Origin of the sequence: Bradyrhizobium sp. SYSU BS000235, assembly GCF_049747295.1 — a bacterium.
GTDB lineage: Bacteria > Pseudomonadota > Alphaproteobacteria > Rhizobiales > Xanthobacteraceae > Afipia.
The window spans coordinates 40,888-52,181 of record NZ_JBMHJM010000004.1 but is presented as its reverse complement, the minus strand read 5'-3'; the positions used below and the strand labels follow the sequence as shown (position 1 = coordinate 52,181).

11 protein-coding genes and 1 pseudogene are annotated in these 11,294 nt (G+C 59.1%); 3 read left to right on the top strand and 9 right to left on the bottom strand.

All coding sequences use genetic code 11. The features are described from left to right. From ACP0KA_RS27825 to ACP0KA_RS27805, 5 genes are all read right to left on the bottom strand, one after another. The coding region (locus ACP0KA_RS27825; protein ID WP_424632199.1) for an aminopeptidase at positions 1 to 258 on the bottom strand (258 nt) is incomplete at its 3' end. Between the two features lie 201 nt (positions 259 to 459). Then, positions 460 to 825 carry a hypothetical protein gene (locus ACP0KA_RS27820; protein ID WP_424632198.1) on the bottom strand — a complete coding sequence of 122 codons (366 nt, stop codon included), beginning with the start codon at positions 823 to 825 and terminating at the stop codon, positions 460 to 462. Further along, on the bottom strand, positions 822 to 1,085 hold the full coding sequence (locus tag ACP0KA_RS27815) for a hypothetical protein (protein ID WP_424632197.1): 264 nt from the start codon (positions 1,083 to 1,085) through the stop codon (positions 822 to 824). The genes ACP0KA_RS27820 and ACP0KA_RS27815 overlap by 4 nt, the downstream gene beginning before the upstream one ends. 231 nt (positions 1,086 to 1,316) lie before the next feature. Beyond that, on the bottom strand, positions 1,317 to 2,186 hold the full coding sequence (locus ACP0KA_RS27810; protein WP_424632196.1) for a metallophosphoesterase family protein: 870 nt from the start codon (positions 2,184 to 2,186) through the stop codon (positions 1,317 to 1,319). After that, on the bottom strand, positions 2,168 to 2,629 hold the full coding sequence (locus tag ACP0KA_RS27805) for a hypothetical protein (RefSeq protein ID WP_424632195.1): 462 nt from the start codon (positions 2,627 to 2,629) through the stop codon (positions 2,168 to 2,170). The genes ACP0KA_RS27810 and ACP0KA_RS27805 overlap by 19 nt, the downstream gene beginning before the upstream one ends. A gap of 327 nt (positions 2,630 to 2,956) precedes the next feature. Here ACP0KA_RS27805 and ACP0KA_RS27800 point away from each other — a divergent pair, with 327 nt between their 5' ends. Next, a complete protein-coding gene (locus tag ACP0KA_RS27800) occupies positions 2,957 to 3,193 on the top strand; it encodes a hypothetical protein (RefSeq protein WP_424632194.1) in 237 nt (78 codons plus the stop codon). Between the two features lie 414 nt (positions 3,194 to 3,607). On the opposite strand, the pseudogene ACP0KA_RS27795 reads toward ACP0KA_RS27800, so the two are convergent. From ACP0KA_RS27795 to ACP0KA_RS27780, 4 genes and pseudogenes are all read right to left on the bottom strand, one after another. Then, positions 3,608 to 5,272, bottom strand: a pseudogene (locus ACP0KA_RS27795) (hypothetical protein); the annotation flags it as partial. 298 nt (positions 5,273 to 5,570) lie between these two features. Next, positions 5,571 to 6,593 (bottom strand): CBASS cGAMP-activated phospholipase, encoded by a 1,023-nt coding sequence (locus ACP0KA_RS27790; protein ID WP_424632193.1) that lies wholly within the window; start codon positions 6,591 to 6,593, stop codon positions 5,571 to 5,573. Beyond that, positions 6,590 to 7,039, bottom strand: a complete 450-nt coding sequence (locus ACP0KA_RS27785) for a hypothetical protein (RefSeq protein WP_424632192.1) — start codon at positions 7,037 to 7,039, stop codon at positions 6,590 to 6,592. The genes ACP0KA_RS27790 and ACP0KA_RS27785 overlap by 4 nt, the downstream gene beginning before the upstream one ends. 2 nt (positions 7,040 to 7,041) lie before the next feature. Then, positions 7,042 to 8,325: a nucleotidyltransferase domain-containing protein gene (locus ACP0KA_RS27780; protein ID WP_424632191.1), complete on the bottom strand. Its 1,284-nt coding sequence runs from the start codon at positions 8,323 to 8,325 to the stop codon at positions 7,042 to 7,044. Positions 8,326 to 8,472: 147 nt separating this feature from the next. On the opposite strand from ACP0KA_RS27780, the gene ACP0KA_RS27775 reads away from it, so the two are divergent. Together ACP0KA_RS27775 and ACP0KA_RS27770 are read left to right on the top strand one after the other, a co-directional pair. Continuing rightward, positions 8,473 to 8,793: a helix-turn-helix domain-containing protein gene (locus ACP0KA_RS27775; protein ID WP_424632190.1), complete on the top strand. Its 321-nt coding sequence runs from the start codon at positions 8,473 to 8,475 to the stop codon at positions 8,791 to 8,793. Beyond that, positions 8,790 to 10,994 carry an ImmA/IrrE family metallo-endopeptidase gene (locus ACP0KA_RS27770; RefSeq protein ID WP_424632189.1) on the top strand — a complete coding sequence of 735 codons (2,205 nt, stop codon included), beginning with the start codon at positions 8,790 to 8,792 and terminating at the stop codon, positions 10,992 to 10,994. Before ACP0KA_RS27775 ends, ACP0KA_RS27770 begins: the two co-directional genes overlap by 4 nt. Positions 10,995 to 11,294 lie beyond the last annotated feature (300 nt).

Sequence of the window (11,294 nt, the reverse complement as noted above, 5' to 3'; positions counted from 1 at the left end):
GAAGCCGATGTCCGATCCGAAGCGATAACGTGCCAATGTGATCTCATCATCAGAGAAAAAAGGCGTTACCAGACCGGCGCCGGCCTTGTAGGCATGTTCAGCAATTTTTCGCACAAACGGCAGCGCCGCGGTCGGCGCCGTGACCAGCAAATCCTGTCCCGGTTGTAGCCGAAGTCCCACTTTGATTGCGACTTCAGCGAGGCGATCCAGTTTAACGGGATCGATTGGAGCGATGATCTTGCCGTCTTGAGTGTGCATGGTGGGGAAGGGCCTGACTTGAGATGTTGCGTTTGAAGAACAGCTTTACAGCAATTTCAGGCATTTGATTACGAGAGATTTTGCCTAAATGTTACCCGACATTTCAGTCCTACGGTGTCCTTGGAGACCACGGCCCCCGAATGAGAAGAATTGCCGACAGACGACTCCTTCAACACAATCGGCCAAGAAGAGACATTCGGACTAAAGCCGAAACCAGGGCATCGTGAGGTAAACGCACCCGATCATCGCTGCCACGGGAATCACCCACAACCATCCCAACCAGAACGGTCGCAACCAATTCTCGGGCAAGAGTGCGGCGCCGACGCCGAATATGAGCGCTCCCAGCGCGGCCGCGGCAGTCCAACCGTACCAATACATCGCGGGCAGAAAGCCCCCCATCGACGGCCCGACGCTGTCTCGCGAATGATGAGTGCCGAGAAGTACGACGCGAATCGTCGGATAGACGGTAAACAGCGCGAGGTCGAGCTTGAGTGCGACCACGTAGAGCATCGCAAACGCTATACCGAATGCAAATGAGAACCTGCGAAACCATGGCGCGGGCATCATTTCCCGAACCCCATGATGTTGTTTACGACGTGTCCGATCAGAAAGCTCCACCACACGATGAAGGCGAGTATCAAGGTCAGGGCGGCAGGTGTTCGGGACGGTTGGTCGGGTCGCTGTTGTCGCCAACAGACCCAATAGGCCGGCAGCAACGCAAATCCGATAGAAACGAAATGCTCTTTGAGATCAAAGAGGCCAAGCGCCTGCCAATGACCAGCGCGCTCCAAATCGGGCCGGATTTCGACGCGGAATGCCAGATACAAGGTCGCTCCCAGCAACGCCGAGACAGAGTAGAGAACGATGATTGCGTTGCTGAATGACTTGGGTGGAACGCCGCGAAACCGCATTAAGAAGGAGCCACGCTTGCCGTGCGTGGGAATCCACGCCGCGATCGATTGATGAGTAATCGCGCCGAGCAGAGCGACCGCGACCAGCCCGTGAATGATCAGCAGAGCGGTGACCAGAAGTATCCTCCCGTCTTGATCAGACCTTTATCACTTGAAAAGCTCCACAGTCGCGAAAGGCTCGGCCGACCACGGCCGGAAGCGATTGAGGGTGAACTTGGTCTTCTGTCCGGGCTCAACATCCACCAGGACGTAGTTGTACTCTTCCTTGGGCGGCTCACCCTTCCAATAAAGGTCCGGCGGATAGTCTGCCGGCAACTTGATGCTCGTTCGGCCCGGGAGGATCGGGTCCTGCTCGGCGCCGCCACCGCCAAGCATAAGGTATTTCACGTTTTCGACGTCAAAGAGTTCGGTCGTGTGGACGTGTCCGTTAAATACCACCACCTCCATGTCCTTCGCGTAAGCCGCAATCACCTTGTGCGGATTATCCGGGGCAGGGATGGCGCCGAGGCCGGACCGGGCGAACGTCGGGTAGTGGAAGGTGATGAAGGCCTTGCGAATGCCCGCGGTTTTGGCTTCGTCCATCCACTGCTGCAATTGCTTCATCTGCTCTGCGTATTTCGGCCGATCGGCATCCCACAGCGAAGGCGACCGGTAATCATACTTGCCGCTCCACAGATAGATGAAGCGGACGCCATTAAAATCGAATTTGTAGATAAGGTTCTCCGGTGTGACCCCGAACTTCTTCAGGTAAGGCACAGCGTCCAGAACACCATCAATCTTCGGGTCGCCCCACACTTCGTGATTGCCCACGCCCATATACCACCGGCCCTCCAGACCGGCTGCGCGCATCTCGCTATCGGCGGGCGGAAGTTGCTTCAACATGGTCTCATTCACGCGCTTCCAGTACGGGCTGTCGCCGACTGTGCGGCCTTGGTTTCCCCACCAGACCACGTCGCCACTGTTCACCACGAATTTGGCACGCCCGGATTTGACGTCCTTCACGATCTCGCGCGCCACCCATCGCCGCCGTGAAGCCGGAACATCGTGCGCTGCACGCCGGGAAGCAGTTTGACATCTTCGACGGAGGCCTCCGTGACCCATCCCTTGTCGAGCGTCAACGTCATGACTTCCGACTTGGACTCGAATGGCATCACGACTTTGACAAGCTCCTTGGTGGCCGGATCGAAGATCGTCTTCACATCTCTCTTCACCACCGCTTCAGCGATCTTTTCCGGCATGACCAGCCCGAACATTTCAACGAACAACTGGTTGAGTTCCGGTTGCCCCTCCTTGTACGGGAGATACATCATCGGTCGCGAGTCACCGTACACCGCAAATGAAAAGGCAGCCGGAGGAGCTTGCTGCGCCGTCGCAGCCCATGGTGAAAAGGCCGGAAGCAGTGCCAAAGTCGAGAGCAGAACGCGGCGGGACATTCCGAAGCGAGAAAAAATCGGTTTCATGATTTCCTCCTTCGAGTTGCGTTGCGCATTGATGCGTGGCTGGCTACTCGCGCCGCAGCAAGACGTACGCTTTGGCAGCCAAATTTTTCATCCGCCTCCACTCTGGAGCGTGCAAATCGCGGACGCCCCGTTATTACCGGTGCCGCGGGCTAACCTCCAATCTTTGCTACGCGCGCGACTGAGACCAAACCCGAACGCCATAGAGCGACCCATTGAGCCAATATACGCTCTGGGCGGCCTGTCGAATATTGTCCTTAGTGAATTCGCGGGCGCAATCTGGTTCCCAACTGTGGCACCTGGGGTCCGAAATGAGTCCACAAGCAGACATTGGACAGCGGGGCAGGATCGCTTTTTGAACAATTGACAAGCCGCAGTTCGGTTGAATCCGAATATTTTCTGACGATGGATTTTGTAGTCGGAGGCGCTCCGGGCGCGGGCGGTGAGATGGAGAAGGTCAGCCAGGTATTCCAGCCGGTGGCCGGTTTTGCCGCCGCGGATGTGGCCCGGAAGATGCTGACCGCCAGCTTCATTCAATCCCGCATGGCGATTGCGCGGATTATCTAATACTTCTCGTTCTCCTCTCAGGCCTTATTGCGAAAATATACCCGCAGGAAGTTATCTTGTACTGGATTTCGTCCACGATTCCCCTGGGCTATGCGATGGATATACTCTCCGACTGGATGTTTTTCGGGATTGTCCCCGCGTTTGGCGGTAGTCCTTTGCAGATAATGGCGGCCCTGCTTCTTCTCTCGCTGACGTCTGTATACGGGGCGGTATTGTATTATCGAAGAGCACTTTAGGAGTGGAGGTCGGAGTTGCGGTGCCCGGCCTTTCGTGGACATAACTCAAGCCGCGGCGATGTCTAATTTCTGGGTCGAAATGGACATCATTCTGAATCGGGCGCCTCCGGGCCCTTAAGCGCTTCCTCGCAAGCGAACATAAATTCACAGCAGCGCAGTTGAACTGACTTTCAAACTGTCATTGAAAATCCCGCGACTTCACCTTGATTGTATCGATGTGTAGATCTGGGATGTAAATATCCCGCGTACGCCACCCTTTAGGCAATCCGCGGGGATCGGGAGTTGGCGACCCGTGATGGAAATTGTCGCCCCGGCCGTGCGGCAGTGGAAACGACGCATCTCGTCCGCCGACACTTGCAAGGTCCGCTGACAAGTCTGTTAGCTGTTGTGCCACGAGATGGACATGCGCCTGAGCATCGCGTACGATTTGAGCGGCTGCATAGAAACCCATCGGCTGCGAGTTGAGGAGGGCAGCGCAAAATACATCCGGATGCCAGCATTTAAGCCAAGAAGATGCATAGGCGATCAGCGCAAACGAGGCCGCGTGAGACTCCGGGAAGCCGTAGCTGCCGAAGCCCTCGATCTGAGTGAACGTGCGTTCGGCAAATTCGGGTTCGAAACCGTTGGCAACCATGCCGCCGATAAGCTTGGCTTTGAACTTGGAGACGCCACCGGAGAACTTGAAGGTTGCCATCGATTTGCGAAGCATGTCGGCTTCGCCCGGCGTAAAGCCGGCACACTCAATAGCCACGCGCATGGCTTGCTCCTGAAAGAGCGGAACTCCGAGTGTCTTGCCGAGCACCTTTTCGAGTTCGGGCTTGGGATAGTAAACCGGTTCAAGGCCGTCGCGACGCCTGAGATAGGGATGAACCATGTCGCCCTGAATCGGGCCGGGCCGCACGATCGCAACTTGGATAACGAGGTCGTAGTAGGTCCGTGGCTTGAGGCGGGGCAGCATAGACATCTGCGCCCGTGACTCGATCTGGAAGGTCCCAAGCGTGTCGGCCTTCCGGATCATGGCATAGGTCCGCGGGTCTTCAGCAGGGATCGAGGCAAGGTCGAGATTGATGCCCTTGTAATCGGCCAACATATCGAAGCCGCGCTTCATGGCCGAGAGCATACCTAGCGCCAGGACATCAACCTTCATGAACCGAAGTGCGTCGATGTCGTCCTTGTCCCATTCAATGATCTGCCGCTGATCCATACGGGCAGGCTCAATCGGTACCAACTCATCAAGGCGATCGTGAGTGAGGACGAAGCCGCCCGGATGCTGCCCGAAGTGACGAGGTACATTTAGCAGTTGGCGAGCGAGTTCGAGAGTCAGGCGGAGCCGCCGATCACCCAAATTGAGGTTGAGCTCCTGTACATGCTTTGCGTCGACGCCAGTCTCGGACCAGGCCCAGACCCGAGACGAGAGCGTTTTGATCAGATCTTCAGTCAGCCCGAGAGCTTTGCCGACGTCTCGTAGCGCGCCTTTGGTGTGATAGCGGACGACGGTTGCGCAAAGCGCAGCATGATCGCGGCCGTAGGTGTCGAACACCCATTGCATGACGATCTCGCGGCGCTCGTGCTCGAAATCGACGTCGATATCGGGCGGTTCGCGCCGCTCTTCGGAGACAAAGCGCTCGAACAGCAGGTCGTTTCGGCCGGGGTCAATAGAAGTGATGCCAAGGACGTAGCAAACGGCGGAATTGGCGGCGGAGCCACGTCCTTGGCAGAGAATTCCTTTCGATCGGGCAAAGCGTACGATCGCGTTTACTGTGAGGAAGTAGGGCGCGTACTTCAGCTTGTCGATCAATGACATCTCATGATTGAGCACGGCACGCACCTCGTCAGGCAAGCCTACGTTCTCGGTGAGGGGCGTTTCGAAAGGCTGCATTATTCGTCGATCGGGCGCTGCAGCGCCACGGTAAAGTTTACATCATCCAGCCCTATCGCGAGCACGAGATCTGGCGCGGGCGTGCCAAATAACACAGGGGCACGAATGCCAGTGTTCTTGCATGGGTGCCAACCACGGAAGCGGTAATGACGGATGCCGGTTCGAGGTCCCCGACACCTTCTCGACCCGTTGCGGCGAGCGCGAGCTCGCCTGTCGTCTGCTCACTGCCCGGTAGAGACGAATGCCTGATCAGACGCCTATGTCATCGGCAATGGATAAATTTTGTGACCGCGCCATCAAGAAACATCCGCTCGATGTGATGCCCGGCGCCTTCAACGAGACTGCGTGCCACCATCGGCAGCTCCCGGACGGAGCGCTGCACGTCATCCATCGCGATCGGCTCGTCGCTTTCCGGTACGTCGATCCGTGTGACGTTGTTCTTACCGACCAGCAAGTAGGCTTGGCCGAGGGCATTGCGGGACTGCGCGCGGGAGGCCGCATTGAAGGAACGCAGGAAAGCCCAATCCTTGATGCCGCCGTTGCGCGCCCGCTCATCGACGGTGAAGGTGGACTCACCCGTTCCCAGGCTCAGGATACGCACGTCCTCGCGCGCGATGTCAAAGCAGGCGAGGGCGTCGACTAGGGCATTCATGACCGGATTGTTGGCCCAGATGCCGCCATCGATCATGACGTAGCCGTCGTCCTCGACACCGGGGTAATAAGACGGGGCCGCCGTCGTGTGGAGCGCCACATGTGCAAACTTCTTGTGGCGGTCCTTCTGGTAGTCCGGGTGGTGCGGCGTCTTGTAGAGGAACGGCTCGCCGTGGCGCCCTTCGAAGCTCGGGATAACCAGCCGGGTGACGGCATCGTCGAGCACGTTGTCGCCAAAGATCCGCAGTAGTTCCTCCTTGAGGGCGGCCTGATCGTGCTTCGGCTTATACACCCAGCGCAGCACCCTCGATACCTTGCCCAGCCCAGCTGCCGGCGGAAAGATACGCTCGCCGCGATCGAGATAGATGTTCAAGGCCTGTCGGGCCGTCATTCCGTGGGCGAGCGCGATGATGCCGCCCGTTGAGGTGCCGGCGATCATGTCGAAGTGATTGGTGATGGAGGCACCGCCCAGGAAGCGGTTCTCGAGTTCGGCCAGGACGGCTGCCGGAAACACGCCGCGAATTCCGCCGCCGTCGATCGACAGGATGCGGAACGGGCGGCCCTGCGGCCAGGGCTGCTTCAGGCGAGCATGTTGGATCGTGCCGTCGGATCGGCGCGGCGGAATATAGTTCATTGCTTGGTCTCCGTTACCTCGGCGGATTCCGATCCGGCGTGCCGTCCGCCGCCGGTCCAGCGCCCGGTCATCAGCCAAAGTTCGTAGCAGGCGAGCCAGTCGAGCGCCCAAGGGACGGTCGTGCTGGCGATAGTCATCGCCGGTGACCATTCCCTCTCACGAGGATCGAAAAGGCAAAGAGTCGGATCCTCGGCCGGCGGATAGACATGGGGCAGCTGGCCCTCGGCGTTTCCGGGCATGCGGATCAACTCCGGTGAAAGCACTCGCACCTCGGGGAACGACCCGAGCTCGTATCGGATCTCCAGCGAGTAGCTTGCATATTGCGGCCGCACGCTTCCCACCCACCGGGCGGACTGAGCGCGGCGGTCGACACGGCGTGCAGCGAACTGCGGCCAGGTCGCCTTCATCGCGGCGACCTGCTCGTCGATGGAGAGGATCGCCGCCATCATCAGATCTTGCGCCCGAAGAAGGTGTGAGGCCGCGCCGCCGAAACCGCGGGGTTGACGGTCGATGCCCCAACCACGGTGGCGGTAGGTAACAGCACGCCGCCGCGTCGCGTGTAGAGCTGACGCGACTGCTGGATCCCGCCACCGACGTCCGTTGCAATCTGGTCGGCGGCGCGGGTCACGACGCGGTCGCCGAAGTTGTCGCGCAAGACGTCCATCATCGTATTGGGGAACATCCCGCCCTTGCGCATCGCCTCGAGCGAACCGACGAGCTCGTGCAGATGTTCGGCGAATTCATCCTGCTGAGCGATGGATTCCGGCCAGCGGTCGGTGAATACATCGGTCTCGCAGACCGGATTGGCGACATGCAGGAGCCGCCCGTACAGCGAAGCCTGCTCGATGTCGCGGATAATCCAGCTCGCGAGACGAACGAGCATGGTGCTGAGCGACGTGTTCGGCTGCGCGGCGAGTCCGGCGTAGTAGGAGAGCATCACCGACGGCGGGATGCGGCCGCTGTAACTGGCATAGCGGATGTTGCGGAAGCGCTTCAGGAGTTGGAGCGCGAGGGTCGCGGTGTTCTTGACGATGAAGTCGCACTGGTCGGGAACGTCGTCGACATCGGCGTCAGCACGCGCGGCAAGGCCAGCATGGTCGAGCCACCGCCGGTGAAACTCCTTCGCCATGCGCAGCTCGAGCGGCGTCCTGCTCGCATACCATTGTGCGAATCCATAGGCGTTCATATCGACGAAGCGGTCGTCGGCCGACCGCTGCGGACCCTTAGCGTGAGTGATCAGGCTTTCACGATCAAGCGTGCCGTAGACGCGAAGCGACGGCGTGACGTCGAGATGCATCTTGTCGGCGTAGAACAGGGTGACGCAGCGCGTCTGCCGCAACACCCGCTGCACAGGATAGTCACTGAGCGCAGATTCGAGCTTGGCCAGGATTTCGAGAGGCATCATTCCACGAAAGCGACCGCCGAGCTGCGAGACGATGTCGAGATCGTATTCGTCGTCGGTGCCGCGCGTTGAGATCGTTGCGTCAATTGCCATGGAGCCCTGCGGGTAGAAGTGCTCGATCTGGTCGCAGAAGGCGGTCGTGGCCTCGAGATGGCGCCGCACCGCCTCGTAGCGCGACTTCGCTTTGTCATGCAGCGAGGGCGGCAGCTGAACGCTGAGCGCGATCTCGGCGAGGATGCGGTCGAGAGGGTCGTCGAAGGGATTGAGGCCGGTCGGCGCAAGCTGGATGTTCACATCGATCTCCGCGGCGGGTGGGCTGAATCGGTGCATCTCGCCACCGCCCGCGCGATGTTCGGGATGATATGAATCTACGTACGTCTACTCCGAACAAGATGGGGAGCTTGAATGCGTCTGTCAAGGGACCTACAATATAGCTACTCCGAACGCAGTTGGGCGGATCGAGTGGAAGGACCGGCTATGAAATTTGGCGAGCGGATCAAGGACTTACGAACGAAGAAAGGCCTCACGCTGGATCAGCTCGCGCAGGAGACCGGCTCATCAAAGAGCTACATCTGGGAGCTCGAGAACAAGAATCCGCCCCGGCCGTCGGCCGAGAAGCTGTCCGCGATCGCCGGCGCCCTGGGGGTGACTGTCGACTACCTATTCGGGGCCGACACGCAGACGCTCAGCGAGGCGGAGGACACCGCCTTCTTCCGGCAATATAGCGGCTTGCCGAAAGATACGCGCCGGCAGATTCGCGAGATGGCCCGCATCCTCGACACGAAGACCCGCAAATGAGCGAGCCGAGCCGTCCCCGGCCGCTGAGGGAGGCGGCGCGCATTACACAGATGCTCGACTTGGTTCTTGGAGCTCATCGGTTTGATCGCGCGCCGGTCGACGTGATCGGTCTCGCGCTGGAGTACTCCCGCCAGGTTGCGCCCGATAGCCCCATCCATGAGGTCGTGGAGCGCAACATTCCGGGCTGCGTTGGCGCCTTGGTTTATGGGGAGGCGCGGCCGCGCCAATGGGCGATCATGTATCATCTCGGTCAGTCCGCGGGACGCCGCTCGTTCACCGTTGGGCACGAGTTCGCACACTACGTTCTGCACCGCGAGTTGATCGAGGAGGACGGTCGTTTCGACGGCGGGATCTATTGCGACGAGAACGCGGTGGTTCGTCGCGACGGGTCCGGTATTGAACAGGAAGCCGACGAGTTCGCCGCCGCGTTGCTCATGCCGTTTCATGACTTCCGTCGCCAGTTGCCAGCCAAGGATCGCGCCGATTTTGAAGCACTCGGTCGCCTTGCAAAGCGCTACGGCGTTTCGCTGACTGCGGCGATCTTGCGCTGGCTCGAGTACACTGAGACGCGGGCAATCATGGTGGTGTCGAACGAGGGGTTTGCCCATTGGTCTAAGCCCAGCAAAGCGGCGCTTAGATCGGGATGCTACATCCGCACGAGGGACACCGTGTTCGAACTTCCTCTGCAGGCCTTTGCGGCACGACGCGACTTTTCCGATGCGGCGCTGACCGGCGTCATGCAGCAAGCCGGCGTCTGGTTTGCCGAGCCGGTGCACGAGATGTGCCTTCGCTCTGAGCGATATGATCAAGAGATCACGGTGCTGCAGTTTGAAGCGGATGAGCAACCCCATCCGTTTGATATTGGCGCGGGCGCACCTGGCGCCACTTTGATCACGACTGACGTGGCGAGCCGGGATTTTGTCGATTGGGCTGACTTCCGGATCAACCTCAGTGGCCCTGGGCAAGATCCTCTCTATGTCAGCGACGGGGTCGACACTTACTACCACGATTGGCAGGTTTTGCTTGTCGCGGACGCCCTGGAGATGGGTGTCCGTTTGATCTTCGATACCCGTAGGCCGGAGTTGCTCAAGCGTGCGATGAGCGGGCGGCTGGCTGATATTTCCACGGACGCGACCTATGGTACCGTCTCGTTTGAGGGGCCGCGCGGTTTGGCGAAGGGGCTTGAATGGGCGCATTGGTTCGATGCAGCGGCTAAGGTTGAGGCGGTGAGGTCGCGTAAGCTCGCAGCCTTGGCAATGGGCAAAAACGGTAACGTTTTCACCCTTGAGGGTTTGGAGCTCATTGACTTCAATGCCGTGCAAAAGCGCAGCGCAAAGCACGCACTCGCCACGATTGCCGCCACTCGCGATCATGCCCGATCATTCTTGATCTATCTGTGCGAGCGCTGGGACGAATGGAGACGGCGAGGGCGGAACGAGGTAGCCGGCGAGTATAAGCGCCAAATTGGTCTAGCACTCCGCATGGCGATGCATGCGTTCGACAGCGACTTCAAAGGCTTCACGGTTGAGGTGGGGCGCGCCACTGGCCATTGTGCGAATACGCTCGACGTTATCTTCCCTGATTGGAAGCAGGATGCCCGCGATAAGGTCGAGCTGTCGCTGAAGCATAGTGTCGTTGCTAAGGCACCGACTGCTGAGGCTGCTCTAGCGTTGGACGATGCGGCTATCACAGATTTTCTGGATTGGTTGGAGCGAAACGACCAGTGGAAAGTCCATCTGAGTATCGAGGCTATTTTGCAGCATCAGTTTAGCGCCTCGTCCGTTGATCACAGCACGCTCGCGAAGGAGGTGGAATCTCTTTCGGCGACTTTTGAGCATCTCACCAATGCGCTGCTCAATGAAGCCGGTGTGAGTTCATCTGGGACGCTGATGAAAAAAGTGCAGGCGTTCTGGAACACTTCAACAGACGTTCACCAAATCCTGACGACCCAATTCGCGCTGGTCAGTACCAACGTTGCACCTCGCGCCAACCGTCTTGCGGCGATCTCGGCATTAACGCCGAACGGTCCCAACGTTGACGTTGCCCGAACGATTCTGGCTGCGGTGCTCTACCGGAACGACGGCCTGCACAATGGTATGGCATCTTGGACTGAGGCGGAGCTGCACGAGGCAGCGCGAGTATTCCTGACCGCCATGATGTTCTGCCGGAAAAATTTATTCGTCAGTGCTCCGACACCCTAACGATGTGTCTTCGCCATGGAAGGTCGTAGGATAGATCGGGATAGCCTAGCGCAGTTTGATGCGTCGACGGTTGGCTATGTCGCGGATAGGTCTGAATAGAATAAGTGGCCCCGGGAGTAAGTGTAAGTACACGATGTAGGAAGTCACCCAACGAAGAATTTTGCCTTACCTTCGCTGCGTTCCTGGCAGGGGAGACTGAACACGCGGGACTCAGCGGGGGCCACTGATTTGGTCTCGCTGCCATTTGCTGCGCGCGGGCTTGCGGTCAGAGCCCGACGGGAATCGACCGCTCTGGACAAT